The 19944-nt window shown below is 48.3% G+C and carries 19 protein-coding genes; 16 read left to right on the top strand and 3 right to left on the bottom strand.

The features are described from left to right. Nucleotides 1–158: 158 nt before the first annotated feature. On the top strand, nucleotides 159–1064 hold the full coding sequence (locus QL234_RS18805; RefSeq protein WP_281559331.1) for a LysR family transcriptional regulator: 906 nt from the start codon (nucleotides 159–161) through the stop codon (nucleotides 1062–1064). Between the two features lie 164 nt (nucleotides 1065–1228). Further along, nucleotides 1229–1699, top strand: a complete 471-nt coding sequence (locus tag QL234_RS18810) for a hypothetical protein (protein WP_281559332.1) — start codon at nucleotides 1229–1231, stop codon at nucleotides 1697–1699. 42 nt (nucleotides 1700–1741) lie between these two features. On the opposite strand, the gene QL234_RS18815 is transcribed toward QL234_RS18810, so the two are convergent. Continuing rightward, a complete protein-coding gene (locus QL234_RS18815) occupies nucleotides 1742–2254 on the bottom strand; it encodes a hypothetical protein (protein ID WP_281559333.1) in 513 nt (170 codons plus the stop codon). A gap of 58 nt (nucleotides 2255–2312) precedes the next feature. Continuing rightward, the gene (locus tag QL234_RS18820) at nucleotides 2313–2747 is read right to left on the bottom strand and encodes a hypothetical protein (protein ID WP_281559334.1); all 435 of its coding nucleotides are present in this window, start codon (nucleotides 2745–2747) and stop codon (nucleotides 2313–2315) included. Between the two features lie 481 nt (nucleotides 2748–3228). Here QL234_RS18820 and QL234_RS18825 point away from each other — a divergent pair, with 481 nt between their 5' ends. Beyond that, nucleotides 3229–4101: an SDR family oxidoreductase gene (locus tag QL234_RS18825; RefSeq protein ID WP_281559335.1), complete on the top strand. Its 873-nt coding sequence runs from the start codon at nucleotides 3229–3231 to the stop codon at nucleotides 4099–4101. A gap of 254 nt (nucleotides 4102–4355) precedes the next feature. Here the strand turns inward: QL234_RS18825 and QL234_RS18830 are convergent, their stop codons facing one another. Next, nucleotides 4356–5105: a hypothetical protein gene (locus tag QL234_RS18830; protein WP_281559336.1), complete on the bottom strand. Its 750-nt coding sequence runs from the start codon at nucleotides 5103–5105 to the stop codon at nucleotides 4356–4358. A 290-nt stretch (nucleotides 5106–5395) separates the two neighbouring features. On the opposite strand from QL234_RS18830, the gene QL234_RS18835 reads away from it, so the two are divergent. The 13 genes from QL234_RS18835 to QL234_RS18895 all read left to right on the top strand — a co-directional run bounded on the left by QL234_RS18835 (nucleotide 5396) and on the right by QL234_RS18895 (nucleotide 19921). Next, a complete protein-coding gene (locus tag QL234_RS18835; RefSeq protein WP_281559337.1) occupies nucleotides 5396–6145 on the top strand; it encodes an AfsA-related hotdog domain-containing protein in 750 nt (249 codons plus the stop codon). Further along, nucleotides 6132–6830 carry an HAD-IB family hydrolase gene (locus QL234_RS18840; RefSeq protein WP_281559338.1) on the top strand — a complete coding sequence of 233 codons (699 nt, stop codon included), beginning with the start codon at nucleotides 6132–6134 and terminating at the stop codon, nucleotides 6828–6830. The genes QL234_RS18835 and QL234_RS18840 overlap by 14 nt, the downstream gene beginning before the upstream one ends. Nucleotides 6831–7072: 242 nt before the next feature. Continuing rightward, nucleotides 7073–8071 carry an aldo/keto reductase gene (locus tag QL234_RS18845; RefSeq protein WP_281559339.1) on the top strand — a complete coding sequence of 333 codons (999 nt, stop codon included), beginning with the start codon at nucleotides 7073–7075 and terminating at the stop codon, nucleotides 8069–8071. A gap of 84 nt (nucleotides 8072–8155) precedes the next feature. Beyond that, a complete protein-coding gene (locus QL234_RS18850; protein ID WP_281559340.1) occupies nucleotides 8156–9673 on the top strand; it encodes an FAD-dependent monooxygenase in 1518 nt (505 codons plus the stop codon). Continuing rightward, nucleotides 9670–10968, top strand: coding sequence for a condensation domain-containing protein (locus tag QL234_RS18855; RefSeq protein ID WP_281559341.1), 1299 nt, complete (start codon nucleotides 9670–9672; stop codon nucleotides 10966–10968). The genes QL234_RS18850 and QL234_RS18855 overlap by 4 nt, the downstream gene beginning before the upstream one ends. Further along, entirely contained in the window at nucleotides 10952–12766 is a 1815-nt protein-coding gene (locus QL234_RS18860) for an alpha/beta fold hydrolase (protein ID WP_281559342.1), read from the top strand. Before QL234_RS18855 ends, QL234_RS18860 begins: the two co-directional genes overlap by 17 nt. 32 nt (nucleotides 12767–12798) lie before the next feature. Beyond that, on the top strand, nucleotides 12799–13731 hold the full coding sequence (locus QL234_RS18865; protein ID WP_281559343.1) for an EamA family transporter: 933 nt from the start codon (nucleotides 12799–12801) through the stop codon (nucleotides 13729–13731). Nucleotide 13732: 1 nt separating this feature from the next. After that, entirely contained in the window at nucleotides 13733–15079 is a 1347-nt protein-coding gene (locus QL234_RS18870) for a hypothetical protein (RefSeq protein WP_281559344.1), read from the top strand. 405 nt (nucleotides 15080–15484) lie between these two features. Then, nucleotides 15485–16330, top strand: a complete 846-nt coding sequence (locus QL234_RS18875; protein ID WP_281559345.1) for a MerR family transcriptional regulator — start codon at nucleotides 15485–15487, stop codon at nucleotides 16328–16330. A 158-nt stretch (nucleotides 16331–16488) separates the two neighbouring features. Further along, the gene (locus QL234_RS18880) at nucleotides 16489–16986 is read left to right on the top strand and encodes an SRPBCC family protein (protein ID WP_281559346.1); all 498 of its coding nucleotides are present in this window, start codon (nucleotides 16489–16491) and stop codon (nucleotides 16984–16986) included. A 200-nt stretch (nucleotides 16987–17186) separates the two neighbouring features. Then, entirely contained in the window at nucleotides 17187–18551 is a 1365-nt protein-coding gene (locus QL234_RS18885; protein WP_281559347.1) for an AlkA N-terminal domain-containing protein, read from the top strand. Further along, nucleotides 18551–19093 (top strand): methylated-DNA--[protein]-cysteine S-methyltransferase, encoded by a 543-nt coding sequence (locus QL234_RS18890; protein ID WP_281559348.1) that lies wholly within the window; start codon nucleotides 18551–18553, stop codon nucleotides 19091–19093. Before QL234_RS18885 ends, QL234_RS18890 begins: the two co-directional genes overlap by 1 nt. Before the next feature lie 30 nt (nucleotides 19094–19123). Further along, complete coding sequence (locus QL234_RS18895) at nucleotides 19124–19921, top strand: isocitrate lyase/phosphoenolpyruvate mutase family protein (RefSeq protein ID WP_281559349.1); 798 nt, start codon at nucleotides 19124–19126, stop codon at nucleotides 19919–19921. The last annotated feature ends 23 nt before the right edge of the window (nucleotides 19922–19944 follow it).

The raw sequence follows: 19944 nt of genomic DNA on the forward strand, positions 1-19944 counted from the left end.
AGAAAAAACAATCGACCTGCAAACTTCACAAGCTCTGTGGAAAAGACCATCACTCCAATAAATTCACGATAAAAATTTTAATTAATATCAAGATTCTAAAAAACAGTGTAAATTAGTTTAAAATGTTCTAAAAAATTGAATATAAAAAAGGAATTGAAATGAGCAAAATGCCCATCACGATTGAAGCATTGCTTGTGATAGATGCCATAGACAGGCGACAAAGTTTTGCCAAAGCCGCGGAAGAAATGAACAAGGCGACGTCGGCTTTATCCTATATCATGCAAAAACTTGAAGAAAATCTTGGTATTACCTTGTTTGAACGCCAGGGGCGCCGCTCGGTGCTTACCGCCGCCGGTAAAGTGGTACTCGAAGAAGGACGGCAGATCCTCCAGGCCAGCAGCCAGCTGGTGGAAAAAGCCCGGGAAACCTCTACCGGCTGGGAAACCCATCTTAAAATCGCCATTGAATCTACCGGCAACTATAAGGTCTTTTTCACTGTCTTGCAGGACTTCCTTAAGGAGCATCCGAGCATAGAAGTTGAGGTCAATGAATGTGTGCTCAGCGGCGGTTGGGACGCCCTGGAGCATAACCAGATAGATCTGGTGGTCGGTGCCCCCGGACCTATTCCCCTGCTGAAAGGTTTCCGCTCTGTGCCTATGGCAAAAGCGGAAATGGTACCTGTGATTGCAGCACATCATGAATATGCCGAATTTGCCGAAGACGGTAAGTCTATGTTGGCGGTATTATCAAAAATCAGGCGTATCGTGATCCCCGACACTTCAAAATTGAATGTAACTCGTTCAGCTGGACTGACCAATGGTTACCAGAAGCTTTATGTACAGAATATGGATCAAAAAATGGCCGCCTTACGCGCCGGCTTAGGGGTCGGACACCTGCCGCGTAAACGTATCGTCGATGATCTGGCCAAGGGTACCTTGCTGGAATTAAAGCTGGATCCGGCCAATGATTTGGAAAGCTTCCTCGCCTGGAAAATCAGTAATAAAGGCAAGGCATTACGCGCGCTTACCCAGTTGCTGGAGCAGGCGGACTGGAGTGATGGCTGAAATCATAGTGCTTCTCTGTAATGGCTTGTAATTGCTCATCTTATCAAAGCTGTTTAGCCTATGCGACTTGGTAAACGGACCAGGGCAGTATCTTGCATTTACTGTGGGAATAAGCTGCGGGAATGAGTCCGTTGAACGCTATCAGCTAAAAGGAGTTTTTCAGTTTGATCCAGTGCGCATCTTGTAGACAAGACATCGCAGAAGAGGCAAGCAAGTGTCCTTATTGCCAGGGTTATCAAACCTGGTATAAAAATCCTCACTATTCCAATTGGATTTTTCTGCTGCCGTTTTTAGGCTTTATTTCTTGGAGTACGGGGATTTTCACCGAAAAAGATTACCAAATGTACCGGGACGATTTTTCGATCAGTGAAGAGAATATCGTGGTGATGCCGAATAACCGAACCCGGTTAATTACTTATCGGGTTGCAAACAATACCGAATATAAATGGAAGCATATCAGCTATGAAATTATCGGAAAGCATCAGGGGAAGCTGATTGCTGCCAATACCGATATTGATTATGGCTGGGTGGTACAACCGCATTCTGAATCATTATTAACGGCAAAAGTGCCCTTTATGCCCGGTGCCAGCTCGTGGGAATTCAAAATAAAAGATTTAGAGTCGGCACGTTATTAGTCATCTGCCAGGCTTATCCAGGCCGGAATTACTCAAGATAAGTTAATTTTCATAATCTGTGACAACAAACTCATCTTGAGCTATTTTGGTCATCATAGTCGTCCAAAAAGCTCTGTTTTCTTCTTTACTCATGGCGGCGATATCCTGCTCCATGCTCTGCCAGGCGTTGTCGTCCAATACTCCTAATTCGATTACTTTTTCTATTGAATCGGCAAAAACCTGCTGTTGATTAAATGGTTCTGAATCAGCGAGGAGCTGGTTACTTTGTTTGCTAAGCTGTGCATCGGTCAACGCTTTACTGTTTTGCGCGCTTGCTTCGGCAAGTTTGTTAAGGCTCTGGCTGATCCCGGCTAATTCGGCAGATAAAACATCAAATTGGGATTCAAGCTGAGTTAACCTGTCCTGCTGTGCCATTGAATGATCTTTGGTGATTTGCCCTCTTTCAACCGATGGCTGGTGGTCCTGGCTGACACTTGATTGCAGGTCATATATCATAACGGTGTGGGCCAGCATAAGCAGGCAGATGAAGGTTAACAGATATTTGTTTACGGTCATTTTCTTACTCCTTCATCGGTATTGGCGGGGCCAGCCCGGAAGCCGGCCGCTGTCTTTGTTAATAGGTGACGGTGATAGCGTTGTGGTTACCGGCAAAGGTGGCACCTTCTAAATAGGTAAAGCCGGCAGAGGTGGCGCTGACGCCGCCCACTTCCGCGCCGTTGCCAAAGTAGTGGGAGCCTTGCACGGTAAAGTTGTAATTACCCCATTTCCAGATAATGGTCATCTCCATCGAAGACTTGTTAACCGAAGACGGAATGCCAAAGCTGACCCGTTTTTTGCGGGTATAATAACCAACATGGGTATTGCCAATATAGACATAACCGCCGTCAAACTGCCAGCGTCCTTCGGCGTCGTTGACATTGGTTAAATTACTTGTCTTTACCAGCTTATAGGTTGCGGTAGCCGCCTGTGACGGCATAGACGCCATTACCCCTAAAGCGACGACGGTTGCCGCCAGCAGTGCTTTGTTATTAAATTTAATCTTAAACATTTGATCTCTCCTCAGCTGAGCTGATTATGTATAAAACCAAATGGTTACGCACAACTCCATCCGGGCTGACCGCCATATCCGCCGTAACCGGGCACGGGAATATGCAACTTTATACTGATTGAAAAATTACCTGTGAAGTCTTTAGCCCCGGCATAAGGACTTCACTTACTCTAGTGTTACTACAGGGTGAAATGTCTCACTCGGGGAGATAAAAAGTTACCGGCTCAACTTTTCCTATGGGAAAATCTGCTGAATCTTTAGGGAAAAATATAAAATTTCATCCGCTTAATGGCTCGGATATCTGCTGTGATTGCTTATGGCAGGCGAAAAAATTCTTTATCGGCTAACAAGGGAAGTTCATTTGATGAAATATCCCGTCCGATATTTCAGGTTATGTCATCCGATATTTTCTAATAGATTTCACCGATTTCAAATGCTACTTTTTTGCCCGGATAAATACTCACAAATCAGGGAAAATGAAATGAGCAATATTCTTATTATCGGTGCAGCAGGAGCTAATGGTCAGGCGACACTTAATGCTTTATTTGCTAAAGCGGATTTAACCGATCATATTATCGCCGGTGTGCGCAGCGAAGAAAAAGCCAAGGCGCTGAAAAATCTTTATCCGCAGCTGGAAACCCGGGTATTTGATATTGAGCGTGCCGATGAACTGAATTCAGCAATGCAGGGAGTGGATAAGGTTTTCTATATTCCCGGCAACATAGAGCCGCGGGAGCTGCATGCCAAGGCCGTGATTGATGCCGCCCTGGCCCATGAAAGTGTCAAAGATTTTGTCTTTTATTCGGTATTCGGCGCTGAATATGAAGGGATCTTATTTGCCCGTCAATTCCGTTACGGCGAGAAATATCTGGAAGATAGCCGTTTGAACTGGACGCACCTGAGAACCATTTTCTTCCAGGATAACCTGCTGGGCTGGGCGGAAGACGTGAAAAACGGCACCTTACATTTAGGTACAGGCAAAGGCCGTTTTGCTCCTTTACTGGTACAAGACATAGGTGAAATTGCCGCCAACATCCTGACCAGCCAGGGGCATGCCGGTAAAGCCTATAATATTACCGGGCCTGAGCTGATTTCAGGGGGCGAGATTGCCGAAATCTTTGCTAATGAGCTGGGGAAAACCGTAAGCCACATCTCACCGGATAATGCCACGACCTTAAGCGCATTGACCGACAGCGGCTGGCCGGAATGGCAGGCGAAAGGTATGGTGGAATTATTTAACGCCTTTGCCGATGACCAGGCGGCCATGGTAAGCCCTGACGGTGAACAGTTATTGGGACGTCCGTTAACACCGTTAAAAGCTTTTGTTAAAGCGAATAAAGCCAGCTTTAGCTAAGCCTTGGTTTAGATAAGGGAAGTATATCGCCGCCTCTTTGCATCCTTGCGAGCACGGCATAGATACATCTTGTATATCGCTGCTCCTTCGCATCCCTGCGATCACGGCATAGATACATATTGTATATCGCCGTACCTTCGCATCCCTGCGAGCACGGCATACCATACATTCTGTACATAAAAAAACAGCTATCCCCCTTAAGGGATAGCTGTTGCTTCATTGATTAAACTTGGCTGTTAACCGCAAGAGCCAACTTAGTTGATCGGGTAGTTAGGGAACGGGTTGTTGTAGTTAATGTCCGGTCTTTGCTCGGTGAACATAGAATTAACGACCAGCTTGTCTATCATCCATTCGCCGGTTTCTGTGGCGATAACGCCTAAAGTATTGTTACTTAAAAACAGCTGAGGTCCCGGCGTTGGTTCGAACGGCAATTCGACATCTGTTGACTGGATAATTTCCTGGTGTACTAAGACGTTAAAGTTAAACTCCATGCGGCCGGTACCTGGCTTTTCGCCTGGCTCGTAGTGGCTGACATAGAAGGAAGTCGGCGAGAAAATCGCGTTCTGTCTTAACTGCGCCAAACCGTCGGTGGCGATGCTGATGGTAGACTCAACCCCGTAGGACAAGGCGCCGTTTAAATCCAGTTCAATATCCGGGCTGGTAATGTCGTAGAAACACTGGTTTACTTCGGCCATTCTTTCCATATTAAACTTCTGGTTGGAGGCTTCCGGGATACATAAAAAGAAGCGTCTGACAATCTGGCTGCCTTCAAAATAGGCGTGTTGCTTATTTAGGCTGGCGAGGAAAGTTTTGTTGCGCAGGGCACGGCGCAGCATTTTTTTACTGACATCGGTTTCTTCTAGGCCATAAGCGCCGTTAATTTCGTCCTGGTAGCCATAGTCATCATCATAATCATCGTTTGCCATGGCAACAGAAGTGGTTAAGGCAAAGCCTGTTAATAAGGTAAGCGCTTTAGTGATTTTGTTTTTCATTATAGTTTTCATCGTCTTGTTTCCTTAGTTTTTAATAAAGTTTTAAAAAGTTTGCTTTTATTTTTCGAGTTGTCGTTCGATGAGCAAACTATAAAAAGACCTTCTCTGAAATGGTATTTCAGACTATTTCACAACCCTTCACTCTTTCTTTCACCATTGCCCTTTTACCGGAAATCTTGCGATAGCTTGCGTAATTAACCTGTCCCGGTTCATGCCTTAATCTGGGCTCCGTGTTCAAAACTAATTTTCACAACGAAAACTTTTTTAACTTTTTACTTATAAAGATTTGCAAGGAGCAAACCATGACTACAGAAAATATGATTATTGTTGGCGACAAGTTCGAGTGTTTCGCAGAAAACGAGGGGGTATTAACGGCAAGTGAAGCTTTACATATATTAAAGCACCAGCTGTTAAGCGATAAAAAAATCCGTTTTAAATTAGGCCAGGGGTTAAGTGAAGCCCAGGTCTCCCAGCTGGTTAAAACGGCCCAGGATGCCGGTTTAAGCAATTTATTAGAGTTTAATGAAACCGTTAAATCAGGCCGCAATTATGTGCATAAACATCAGCAGCGTAACTCTATGTTGGGCTTGCCGCGCCGCATCTGTGAAAAGAAATTTGAACTGGATGTCATGCTTGACGATGCCTGTGATGAGATGGGGGATCACGTTACCGGACACCACGTACAAGGCATGGTGATCACCGAAGCGGCGCGCCAGGCGTTCCTGACCATTACCGAGGCGTTTTTCCTTAAAGACAACGACTTCTCCAGTTATTTCGTTATCAACACCTTAAACAGCCAGTACACCAGTTTCATGTTCCCGGTGCCTGCAACCATAGAATATGAAATTGTTGAACATAAAGAGAAAAAAGCCGGTGCGCACTCCTTTGATGTGGTGATGAATGTGGTGCAAAACGGTGTTATCTGCTCTGTGGTCACCACCAGCTTCAGTACCTATAACGCCGAGTGGCTGGAGAAAAAAGAAGCCGCGATGGCCTGCGATGCCATTAAATATGTCTTGAACAATGAGGGCGAGCAGAATGTGGCTGCATAACCTGGATACCAGCAAACCCTGCGCTTTTTTTGATGTCGACAATACCCTGATTTCCATTAAAAGCATGTTCAGTTTTTTAAATTACCTGCAGCAGGAAACCAAGCTGATCCCGCAGCAGGTGATGGACGAGATGCAGGTGCAGCTTAAGCAGATGTTTGCCGCCAAAGAGCGCCGGGAAAACATCAATGCCCATTATTACCGGGTGTTTGCCGGGGTATCTGTGACTGAGCTCGCCGAGCTGGGACGCAAATGGTACCGGCAGGTGGCGGATAAGGCGGACTTTTTCCACCCCCATGCCCTGGCGAAGCTAAGGCAGCACCAGAGGGAGGGATACAACCTGGTGTTTGTGTCCGGCTCCGGCCTGGCCATGCTGCAGCCGTTGGCAGAGGCTTTGGGGGTGAATACCGTGTTATGCGCTCCCCAGGAGCAAATGGAAGGCCGTTATACCGGCAAGCTGGTTGACCAGCCCTGTATCGGTGAAGGCAAGGCCCATTATATCCGCCGTTATTTGCGGTTGTTTACCGATGTTGCCGCCAGCTCGGTGGCTTATGGCGACGATATCAGCGACTTCCCTATGTTAGCCACGGTAGGCCGGGGATACCTGGTAAGTCCGGGCGAATTAACCCGGGCGGCGAACCAGGAGCAAGATTTTATCATTTTGGATATTGAACAGGAGGCGGCATAAATAAAGGGCTGGAGCAGTGAGCTTGAAGCATAAATTTAACCGCCCTGTACCACTAGTCAGTAGGCCGATAAATTTAACCGAGTAATATACCCCTCAACGCAGGAGTTCAGGGGCGGCTCGGCAAGCTAATGACCTGAGATGAGAGGTCAGGTTATCAGCTTGCTGAGCAGGAAAACGTAAGTTTGGAAGATTTAACATAAATAACGAGAAAATCACTTTTTAAATTAAACAAGGAAATTGTTATGAGTAGAGTAATTGCAAATAAATCTGTCGCAGCCGTTGGTTTAGGTTGTATGGGCATGAGTGAATTTTACGGTGACCGCAACGACACCGAATCGCTGAAAACGTTACATGCCGCGCTGGAAATGGGTTACAACCATTTTGATACTGCCGACATGTACGGCCAGGGCCATAACGAAGAACTCGTGGGTCAGTTCGCCAAAGAGCTGGGTTCAAAACGCGATGACGTAGTGATTGCGTCCAAGTTCGGTATCCGCCGCGACCCTAATGACAAATACAACCTGATCATAGATAACAGCCGCGATTATGTCCGTGCTGCCTGTGAAGCGTCTTTAAAGCGCTTAAATGTTGAAGCCATTGATATTTATTACATGCACAGACGTAACGCGGATACGCCTATCGAAGAGCCGATGGAAGCTTTGGCGGAATTGGTTAAAGAAGGCAAAATCAAGGCTATCGGCCTGTCGGAAGTTTCGGTAGAAACCCTGAAACGCGCCCAGAAAGTTCACCATGTTGAAGCCCTGCAAAGTGAATATTCTTTATGGTCACGTGATATCGAGCAAAACATCTTGCCGGCCTGTAAAGAGTTAGGCACTAAGTTTGTTGCTTACAGCCCGTTAGGCCGTGGTTTCTTAACCGGTGGCATTACCCAGGCAGATATCCAAAAAGCCGACGTGAACAAAGACTTCCGCGCCAAACTGCCGCGTTTCCAGGACGAAAACATCGAGAAAAACCTGGAACTGGTGGCCAAAGTACAGGAAATCAGCAAAGGCCTGAACTGTACTCCGGCCCAGTTAGCCTTGGCCTGGTTGCTGGAGCAATACGACAACCTGCATGTTATTCCGGGTACCAAACGGGTGAAATACCTGGCGGACAACTTCGGCGCCCTCAATGTCGACCTGACGCCGGATATCGTGATGAACCTGAGCGGTATTTTTGCCAGTGAAAATATTCACGGCGCCCGTTACCCACAAGCCATTTTAGACGGCACTAACCTCTAATCGTTATCTTAAGGTGATAACACGTTTTTAATCATGCCGGCTCTTGGAGCATAAGAGCCGGATCAGATAAAAGGTCTATTCATTATGTTGCAGGAAATAGAGCAGGAAGTTCTTATCGTGGGCGGCGGGCCAACCGGCATGATCACCGCATTACAGTTACACAGATTTGGTATTCCGTTTCGTATCATAGAGGTGCGCACGGAAAAATGCTCGGGTTCAAAAGCCCTGAGTGTTAACCCGGCGGCATTAGATATGCTGGCGGACTTAGGGATCACCGAGTCTTTATTGCCGCAGGGGCAAAAAAACCAGATAGTGAACCTGATGTATAACGACAAGCGCATGTTTAAACTGGACTTTAACCGGATATCCGCCACGCATCCTTATTTTTTGATGCTACCCCAGCCGGTCACCGAAGCGGCCATTGAAAATCGCTTAAATGAACTGGGTTATGAAATTGAGCGCGGCACCGAACTGGTGAGTTTAGAGCAAAATGAACACGGCGCACAGGCGACCTGTAAAGGCGTAAACGGGGAAGACACCCGGCAATACCGTTATATCGTCGGCTGCGACGGCGCCAACAGTAAAACCCGGCAACAGGTAGGTTTGCCTTTTGACGGCTATAACTATGATCTGCACTTTATCCTGGCGGATGTGAAGGTCAAGTGGGACCGGGATTTAACGCAAAGTTATTATTACATCAAAGAGCAGGGTTTTATTATCGTGCTGCCGCTGATGGAAGGTTATCACAGGATAGTGATCAAGGCCGACGGCAAGATCCCCGACAATTATCAACCGGGCCTGGAAGACTTTCAAGCCGCCATCGCCGCACTGGATGTGGATATAGAAATTTCCGAGCCCACCTGGATGTCGGCTGCGCCGTTTTATAACCGCGCTACCTCGACTTTCCGCCGCGGCAATGTTTTTGTCGCCGGAGATGCCGCACACTTGTTCAGCCCTATCGGCGGTTTTGGTATGAATACCGGTATCGGTGATGCTTTTAACTTGGGCTGGAAATTAGGTTATGTGATGAGCGGTGCCGGCTCTGACGCCTTGCTCGACAGTTATGCACAAGAACGCCACTGGAATGCCGAGCAGTTGTTGAAATTAACAGATCTCAATACTTCGATGATCGCCGGTTTAGACCGTCACGGCGAGCAGGATGAAGCGAAATTTTTGCCTAAGGTTGCCAACCGCGACTTTATCAAGGCCTTCCCGCAAATTTCTGCCGGTTATAAACTCAATTACGCCAAACAGGCCCCGGACCCGCAGGAAAAATATCATGTCGGCGGCTTACTGTTAAGTTCGCAGTTTTTACCTTTTGCCAACGAGTTCCCGTTGGGCAACGGCAAACATAGTTTGATCGTCAGCAGCGAAATACCGGCTGAGCAGCTGGCTGAGTTAGAAGGCATTATGCAGTCTGCTTTTGGTGATTTCTTCCGGATCAACACTATCTGGGATCCGCAGGCCTATATGCTGGATGCAGGGCAGTTTATCCTGGTGCGTCCCGATAATGTTATCGAATACGTCGGCACCACCAAAGACAGCGCCGCTTTTAACTGTGCTTTAAATGCCCTTTATCAAAAAATGGATGTTGCCGCATGACTACTACAAGCCTGATCCGTCCCCTGGGAGATATTGAAAGCCGCATGGCATTAATGCACGAGCTTTCGGGAAACTCGCAAACCACTTCTGTGGTGGATTTCGACGCCATACTGGATTTCGATTATTTGAAAGTGGCGGTTGAACTCTGGTTGCACAGCTATGAAATCTTGTCTACCCGGGTGGTGACTACCGGATCTGGCTTTGAATTACATGGTACTCAGCTTGCTGCCGGTGACATTTGCCGTCAGCTTGAATTAACCCGGGATTATGATTTACAGCAGGCGACCACCCTTTGCCTTAATACCGTGCTGGCGGCAGAAAAAACTGTGCTTTCTGTGGTATTGATGCAAGACAGCAGCGGGCAAAAAAGCCACCTGGCACTGACCTTTCATCACTCTATTGTTGACGGTTTATCTATTGCCACCCTGGTGGAGTCGTTACTGAACTATTACGTACAGGTGACCCGCAGACAGGGGCGGCTGCAAGTGAATAAGCGTCCGGTGGGGCCCGAGCTGGAGCAGTTTATATCGCCGTTAACCCAGGTTTCTGAGCCAGAAGCACAGCCACCTGAGTCGTTAACGCCAAGTTGGCCGGTAGAAGAGATGGCTCCGGTAGCAAACCGGCAAACCGGTTACCTGGAAACCTGCTTCGATCAAAAGGTATTAGCGCCATTAAAGCAACTGGCGAAAGAGCAAGATTCAACCCTGAATACCTTGCTCACCTACGCCTTTTGCCGGTCGGTGGCCGGTTTGCAGCAAAAAAATGAAATTACCTGTTTAAGTGCGGTGTCTATGCGCAGTCGCTTGCAGGCGCCGATCAGTGAAGAAGAGATTGGCTGTTATATCCGGGTTTACCCCCATAAGATATCGGTCGCTTCCTCTTTAGCCGAGTTCGCCCCCGGCTATCGTCAGCAGCTCAGTAAAGGAATAAAGCTGCTGGCCAGGGATTTGGGCGAGTTAAACCTGGCGTTAATGCGCCAGGGGGCGAAAGGCCTGAATGATATCAGCGTGTTTTCTCATGATGTTGCCATGACCAATCATGGCCAATTGAATTTAACGCAGCAATATGACGGCTTTAATATTGTCGGCTACCGCAATATGGCGAACCGTAATGGCGGCGTTTTTGCCATTGCCTTACACATTGCCAGTCTGGATCAAAAAATGAGTTGTGCGTTTAGTTATAGTACTCCGTTGTTAAGTACTCACACCGCCGAAGAAATTCAGGCTTTGTTTGAGCAAAATATTCAACGGATGCTGTTATCAGAACAGGGAGAGAAATATGAAAAGGCTATTTAAAACATTGCCTTCAGGTAACGTCAGTTATCTGGAAACCACAGGGACAGGACCAACATTACTATTTGTGCACGGCAACTCATCATGCGCCGACGCTTTTCACCATCAACTGGAGCATTTAGGCAGCAGTTATCGCTGTCTTGCCCTGGACTTTCTTGGCCACGGCGAGTCATCACCGGCGAACAACGCCGGTGCCTACAGCTTTGCCGGTTGCAGCGAGCAGATCATTGAATTTATCGATGAGCTGCAGCTGGAAAACGTTATCGTAGTGGGGCACAGCCTGGGCGGGCACGCCATCATAGACGCTTTGCCCCGCCTTGAGGGCATTGCCGGGGTATTGCTGGTGGGGGCGCCGCCTTTTAACGCCGACAGTGCCGGAGATGCCTTTTTACCGGATCCGTCAGAAGGGTTAATTTTTGCCGCTGAACTTGACGGCGATGAGCTTACCAAAGTGGCAAAGGCGTTTGCCAATGAAGATAAGCTGGAGTTAAGTGATTGGATCCGTGTGGTTAAGTCGGTGGACAATACCCATAGCTCGGCACGGCCGGGCATACTGGCGGGCTTTAGCGAAGGCGAGTTGCAGGATGAAGTGAATATTTTGCAGCAATCCGGAGTTTGCGCCATGAGTATCGTCGGCGAGCAGGACGGTTTTATCAATAATGACTATTTCAATAGTGAGCCGCTAAAAGCCATTTTTGGAGACAATGCCTTCTTTATTGATGACTGCCATCACTGTCCTCATCTTGAAGCACCGGAGGTTTTTAATGGTTACCTGGAAGGTTTTATCAAACAGTGTTTCCCGAAAAAAATCACCCGCTCCCAGGTCTTAAACGAGCACAAAGACGGCGATATTTTTATTGACCGTTATATGCCGTTAGCCGAGCCGGGCGTTGGCGAGGTGATGATAGAAGTCAAGGCCACCAGCGTGAACCCCTTCGACTATAAGATCAGCCGCGGCGAGTTACCCCATTTGGCTCCTGAGCATCCCGCGGTACTGCATTCTGATGTTGCCGGTGTGGTGATCCGGGTAGGGGAGCAGGTCAGCGAATTTAAACCGGGAGACAAAGTCTTTGGCTGCGCCGGCGGCGTGAAAGGCCGTCAGGGCGCCCTGACGGATGTGATGCTGGCGGATCAGCAATTGCTGGGTTTGATGCCAAAAAACCTGAGCTTTAAACAGGCGGCGGCTTTGCCTATGGGGGCGATCACCGCCTGGGAAGGCCTGGAAGCTGCCGGTTTACAAGCCGGTATGAAGGTACTGGTACACGGCGGTACCGGCGGTGTCGGCCATATGGCGGTTCAGCTGGCAAAGCATATGGGGGCTGAGGTCTATGCCACCGTGGGCTCGGTGGAAAAAGGCAAGTTGGCCCTGAAAATGGGGGCCGACGGCATTATTCATTATCACACCGAAGATGTCGAAGAATATGTCAGCCGCATCACCGGCGGCTGCGGTTTTGACCTGGTGTTTGATACCGTAGGCAATGAGAATATTCCTGTTGCCATGCAGGCCTGTACGGTCGGCGGTCATGTGGTAACGACCCTGGCCAACAATAAGGTGGATTTAAAAATTGCCTCGGGGCGGCGGTTAAACCTGCATTTTATCAATATGCTCTGGCCTATGTTATCCGGCAGGGAAACCGAGGCGCACGGCAAGATATTAAAGCAGCTGACCCCTTTGGTTGAAGCGGGCAAGTTAACGCCTTTACTGGACTCGCAAAGCTTTTTATTCGAGCAGGCGGGGCTCGCGCATGAATTTGCCGCTTCCGGGGAAGCAGTGGGCAAAGTGACCTTAGTCAACGGCTAAGGTCAGGATAACAAAGCAGCAGGAAGCAAATCATGACGTTATCGATTTCAAATTCATCACAGGCGCTGGTTGCCAATATCTGTGCATTTTTTCTCTGGTCGGCGGTGACCCTGATATTTAATGCCTTGTCTGGGATAGATAATTTGCAGGTACTGGCATTACGCATCCTGTTTTCCATGTTGTTCTGCGGTGTTTTGCTGGCCTTGACCCCCCAGGTGCGCCGCTCGGTGGTTCAGCTCAAGGGGCAGGAGTGGCGGTTATTGCTGTTAAGCAGCCTGTTGATTGCCAGCAACTGGTACCTGGTGATCTTCGCTATCAGCTTGAACCAGCTCAGCTCTGCCAGTTTAGGTTATTTTCTTGCACCTATCCTCAGTGTCGCCCTGCTGAAGTGGCGGCAAAAAGAAAAGGTGACCGCGGTAGAATTTATTGCCATTGGCTTGTGTTTGCTGGGAGCGGCGGTGGTGATTCAGGCGCGTTATCTGAATTCGCTGCCCTGGATAGGTATCACCATTGCCGCCACTTTTGCCTGGTACAGTGTGCTTAAAAAAACCAGACCGATAGCGCCGCTGGTCACCCTGTCGGTGGAAACGGGTTTTGCCGCGATACCGGCGCTGCTGTTTATCGCCTTAGGGCTTCTTGGTTTAGGTGATAGTGGTTTAGGCATTACCGGGCACAGTTATGATTTTACCGCCGGCCAGTGGGGCTTGATGCTGCTGCTGGGGGCGGTAACCACATTGCCGATTTTGCTTTATATCGGCAGCGTAGTGCATTTGTCGGCAACCACGGTTGGCTTGCTGCAATATTTAAATCCCACGCTGATGTTGTTGGTGGCAATCGGGATTTTTGGTGAAAAGGTGTCAGACAGCGTGCTGGGGGGCTTCCTCATTCTCTGGTCGGGCATACTCGTTTACGCTATTTGTTCAGTATACGGAGTCGTTAATACCATAACGGCAAGGAGGAGTTGAGATGAAAAATGACTGGAATAAATATATCTATCCGGAAACTTTTCTTGGTTTTATCGACGCAAGCAGCCATCAAAATAACGGCGCGGAGTTAAATGCGTTGACCGAGAGCCGGGTAACCACTCTGGCGGATTTAAGCCAGCAGGCAAAATTTGACGGCAAGCTGATTGACGCCAGGTTATTGCAGGGTTTAAGCCATAATGATCATGTGTGGGGAAAAATCTGCTATCAGCAATTACGGCAGTATTTCAATAAGGGGCAGCCGATTGGCCATCATCAGATATATGTGCTGATTAACCCCGAAGAAATGTCGGATTCCGCAGCCATTAACCGCTGCGCCGAATTATTGGAGCATTTTATCGGTACCGGTGAAGTCAGCATACGCTTACTGCTGAAAAACACCTTTGAGCTGTGCCACAGCCAGCTGCTGAAAATTGTCAGGATGTGTGAATTGTCCGGGGTGCAAAGGATTTGTTTCGCCGATGATCATTCGCAGTTTTCACCTGCCGGGGTGAAGCGCTTTTTGGCGGCATTAAACGCCACCAGCCATGCCAATGCCTTAACCTTTGAATGTGCCTTTGCCGGCGGCGGCGAGCATGCCAAGGAGAATGCGATCACGGCGATCACTTCGGGTATTAATTATATCCATGTGACCGCCAGCTATCTGGCGCAATCGGATCAGGCGCAGCCGGTGATTCAGTTGATGCAGGAATTTAGCAGCCATAATTTTGCTCTAAACAAAGAAGCGCTGCAGCAGTATATCCTGGTGTACCATCAGCAGGGCCTGGAAAACCCCTTGGCAATCACCTCAGGCCTGGCGCCGGTCACCTGCGAGCAAGTTACGCAAACGGCGGCCAACTCCGGCAATGCCAAGGAGCTGGCGGCGGCAGAGTTGACGGATAAAATCGCCCTGCGTTTTGATGTCAGCGCCAATGACTGGCATGTCAGTATCCAGCTGCTCGCCAAAGGACAGGCGCAGGATCTCGGCGAGCGGGTGCATCATTATGTGATGTTGTTGTTGGCCCGGGAATATTATCAGCAATATCAGCAGATGATGGCGCGTGACGGTGTGGTTGATCCTTTATTGGTGGGCTGGGTAGAGCGGGAAGCCCTGCACCAGATGATCGGGGATAACGAGGCCCAGTTTAACGTTAAATTATGCCGTGCCCGTAAGCATATAGTGACCGCTGCAGAAACGCTTGGCGTGATGGACTATCAGCCGTTATCGACCCGTCAGGGAGCGGTGCGTTTAAATTGCGGCAATGTCACTGTGGTACAAGGATCAAAAGTGGAATTTGAAATGGAGAACTGGCATTTTGCCGAGGAGTATCCTCAGTTGAAACAGGCTTAATATGGACTGATTTAGGGAAAACCATAAGCCATTTATTCCTTACTATGGAAAAACACAAATGTTGATAGTTGAAATATTGTATCGGGCTACGGAAGGCTCGTTCATTATTTTTCCCTCAGGGTGTTTATCCCAACCCCAACCCCAACCCCAACCCGGGACCATGCTGTAAACCGTCACACCACAATAAATGCGTGGTCATCATTCACACCAGAGATACGCTTCTTCATTCGCTATTCTTATATCCGTTGATGGGAAAATTCAGCGATTGGCTGAGGATATTATCAATGCAGCATATGAGCGCGTGAGCCAAGCAGATGTTTTTTTAAATCGACTGTTGACTCTCAAGTGGCTTTAGAGTCCATACTTGGCAACACAAAGCAGAGATTATACAAAAGAGGCGGCGCTATGTTCCGGATCGGTGAATTCTCGAAAATAGCTCAAACGGCTATTTCACAGTTACGTTATTATGATCAAATCGGTCTTTTTCAGCCGGCATATACGGATGAGTCGACAGGCTATCGTTATTACAGCACTAAACAGTTGCCTGAATTAAACCGTATCATAGCGCTAAAGGAGCTGGGAGTTTCACTGGAACAGATCAAAAAGATGGTTTTGGAAGCGGTATCTGCGCAGGAAATCCGTGGCATGCTAATGCTTCGAAAAGCCCAGGTTGAACAAACTGTTCAGGAAGAAATAAACCGGCTAAAAATTATAGAAGCGCGGTTGAAAGAAGTTGAGCAGCCAGAAAACCTTATCGGTGAAGGCATTATCCTGAAAAGTATTTCTGCCCAGCCATTTTATTCAAGCCGTAAGGTGATGGCCAAGCTGTTCGATACCATCTATCTGGTGACTGAAATGCGAGAGCATGTGCCGGCTATGCTCGGACAAGAGCAGCTTGGTCATCTCACCATCATTATACATGGCGATGCTTTTAGCATTGAAAATACGGATGTTGAAGTGGGTTTTCCGCTGGAGAAAATGCCCGAAACGCCCCTGCTTCTCCCTGGTGGAGATGAAGTTAGCGCACGCATGCTTCAACAGGAAGAAAAAGTGATTTCCGCCATGCGAGTCGGCTCGTTTGAAAATGGTTATGAAAAATATGCGCAAATAGGCAGGTGGATTGAAAATAGTGATTTCCGGATATCCGGCCCTGCAAGAGAGGTGTTTATCAAGCCGCCATCGCCGGGTAACCCCGACGACTGTGTTTGCGAGATCCAGTTTCCGGTCACCCGGTCGACAGCCCTTGTTTGACGTTATTAGCGTATAAACGAAAAAATTCCCCATTTATTTTACCGCAAGGTCTTAGCTTTAAAGGTTCATATCTTCAAGGCCTAAGGATTCTTGTATCCAGAGAAAGCCAATGCACAACATTGTTGTGAAATGATGTCCCGTACTTGAGGAGAAAGAAAATGCAGATAATTAACAAGATCAATATCAATGCCCCGGTTGATACTTTGTGGAAAATCCTTGCCGATGATTATAACGATATATGCCAGTGGACCAGTGTGGTAAATAGCTCTACTGAAAATCCAGAACTTTCCCCCGGCGAAGGACGTGCCTGTGAACTACCCGACGGTGCGGTAGCAAAGGAGACCTTGACCAGAATGGATAAAGCACAGCATACCTTTAGCTATCAGGTGGAGTTGTCCGGCATGCCGTTTTTTGTAAGAAGCATGGAAAATACCTGGCGTGTTGAAAAATACGGCCAAAATCAATCACGTGTTACCTTTGAAATTCATGTGGCTTTATTGCCGGTATTTGCTCAGCTGATGGGGCCGCTGATGAAAAGTAAATTTAATAAGCTGGCGAGTGTCGTGTTTGAAGAACTTAAATTTTATGCTGAAACAGGAAAAGTGCATCCCCGCAAGCATGAGTTGTTGTCGGCTAATGTTGGCAGGGTTGCCTAAAGGGATACTGTAGCGACAAACAAATAGTTTTTAATGCTGCAAAATCTATACGGGCATGTTTTGGGTTGGGCGTGTCCGTTTTTATAAAAACAGCAATTCCTGAAATGGAATAACATTCAGTTCCGATTCTGGCTAGGTTTTTTCTTTTACTGGCGTATAGTGACCTCATTAGCTTGAATGCTTAGTGTGAAGGAACAAAAATGCTTAACCCAGAAACCTGCCAAAAAGCCCGCTTTTCCCGGGATCCTAGGTTTGACGGAAAATTTTTTACCGCGGTAAAAACCACGGGCATCTATTGCCGTACTATCTGTCCGGTATCGCCGCCAAAAGAAGAGAACGTCTGCTATTACGCTACCGCCATTGAAGCGGCCAATGCCGGCTTTCGTCCCTGTTTGCGTTGCCGGCCGGACAGTGCGCCGGGCTCTCCGGCGTGGAAAGGGGTTAATACCACGTTAGAACGCGCCATTAAATTGATTGATGAAGGGGCATTGCAAACCGGCGATTTACCTGCCTTGGCTGAGCGGCTTGGGATCAGTGACAGATACCTGAGGGAGCTCTTTAAAAAACATCTGGGCACCTCCCCGAAAACCTATGCCCAATACCAGCAATGCCTGTTTGCCAAGCAGTTGTTGCAGCAAACAAAACTGCCGGTCACGCAAGTGGCTTTGGCCAGTGGTTTCAGCAGTATCCGCCGTTTTAACGACTGCTTCTTAAATCAGCTGAAATTAACGCCGTCAAAAATGCGTAAATCAGTTGAGGAGAAGGCGAACAGTTTGCAGCTTAAGCTCTATTACCGGCCGCCGTATGACTGGTCCCTGATGTCGGCTTTTCTGATGGCAAGGGCAATACCCGGCCTGGAGTGGGGCAGCGAGCACAGTTATGGTCGCATGTTTCAATGGGCCGGTACCCAGGGCTGTTTTACCGCCAAACATATTGCCGATGATTTCAGGTTTGATGTCACCATTGAAGTGGATGATGTCAGGCACTTAAAAGCGATAGTGAACAATATCCGCCGTATTTTAGATTTGGATGTCGATATGCAGGCGGTAGAACAAGATCTGGCGTTGAGCTGTCCGGAAAGTTTTACCGTGAAGCCGGGTGTTCGCCTGCCGGGGATCTGGAGCATGTTTGAAGCAGGGATCCGGGCGATTTTAGGCCAGCAAATTTCTGTGGTGGCAGCACGTAACCTGGTGACGATTTTAGTGAACTCCCTGGGGCAATCCAGCGGCGGAAAATATTATTTCCCGACCCCTGAGGTGATTGCCGACAATGAACTCGATTGTTTGAAAATTCCCGGTTCGCGCAAACAAACGTTACGTAATCTTGCCCGCCATTATCTGGACAGCGAAAATCCGGATGATGCTTCGGCCTGGCTCAAACTCAAGGGAATTGGCCCCTGGACCGTAGATTATGCCAGGCTGCGGGGCTTAAGCGAGCCGGATATTTTTCTTGGCGGCGATCTCGGGGTGAAAAAAGCCATGGGACAAAACGGTGAAAGCTTGAACCCACAAGAAGCGTCCCCCTGGCGCAGTTATTTAACCTTTCAATTATGGAGCTTGCTCTGATGTATATCGATTATGTGGATACCCCTTTGGGGGAAATGGAAATTCAGGCGACCGATGCCGGGATAGCCCAGGTGATATTTTGCGGTTTGGAAAAAAAACCGGCAAATCCCAGCGAGATCACCCGCTCTTGCCGGGAGCAATTAACGGAGTATTTTTCCGGCCAGCGAAAAACCTTTGATTTGCCGCTGGACCCTAAGGGCACGGCATTTCAAAAGTCGGTGTGGGGCTGTTTGCAGGAGATCCCTTTTGGCCGGAGTTTATCTTACGGCGAAATTGCCGACAAGCTCAATAACCCTAAGGCGGTGCGTGCGGTGGGCGGCGCCAATGGCCGAAACCCGCTGACGATAATAGTGCCCTGTCACCGGGTGATCGGCGCCAACGGCACCTTAACCGGTTATGCCGGCGGGGTAGAGCGTAAGTTATGGCTGCTTAAGCACGAAGGTTTCCAGGGGCTGGCGGACAAGGAAACACAGGAAAATGGCGACGAAGCGCTGAATAAGGTCATTCACCGGCGTCAGGATAAAACCCAATTTTTAAAGTAATGTTCGATAACCTTATTAACAGGAGAAACCATGAAAAAGAATATCGCGGCTTTTAATGCCTTGCATCAACAACAGCAGGTCTTGTGTATAGGCAATGCCTGGGATTTATTGTCGGCCCTGGTGCTGGAGCAGGCGGGTTTTAAAGCCATAGGCACCACCAGCTGGGGCGTGGCCAATGCCCTGGGTTATCAGGACGGTGAAAAAATTTCCTTTGAGCAGGTATTAACCCTGGCAAAGAATATCATTGCCAATGTTTCCGTACCGGTTACCGTGGATATCGAAGCCGGGTTTGCTACAGAGGCGTCGGCCATTGCGGATAATGTGTTACAGCTTGCCGAGCTGGGGGCTGCCGGTATTAATATTGAAGACTCCCTCAAGCATGAAGCCGGTTTAAGAGCACAGCCGGAGCATTGCCGTGTGCTGGAAACAATACGCTTAACCTTGGACAGCAAAGGTTACCAGGACTTTTTTATCAATGCCCGCACCGATACTTACTTGCAACTGGAACAGCCTCTAGAAGCAACCATCAGCCGGGGGCAGGCTTATATCGACAGCGGCGCCAGCGGTTTATTTGTGCCGGGATTAAGCCAGGCAGATGAGATCCGGGCCGTGGTTGCGGCGATAAAGGCACCTGTGAATGTGATGTCACTGCCGAACCTGACGGATGTGGCGGCATTACAGCAGCTGGGAGTGAAACGTTTCAGTATCGGCAATGCCTTGTCCGATGCGACTGTCGCCTTTATTGAAAGCCAGGCGCATCAAGTGCTGGAGACAAAAAACAGTGCCGGATTATATGATCATCCCGATGTCAAAACCCAGTTTAAGTAGCGTGCTTTCTTTAAAATAACAAA

Origin of the sequence: Thalassomonas sp. RHCl1, assembly GCF_947387555.1 — a bacterium.
Classification (GTDB): Bacteria; Pseudomonadota; Gammaproteobacteria; order Enterobacterales; family Alteromonadaceae; genus Thalassomonas.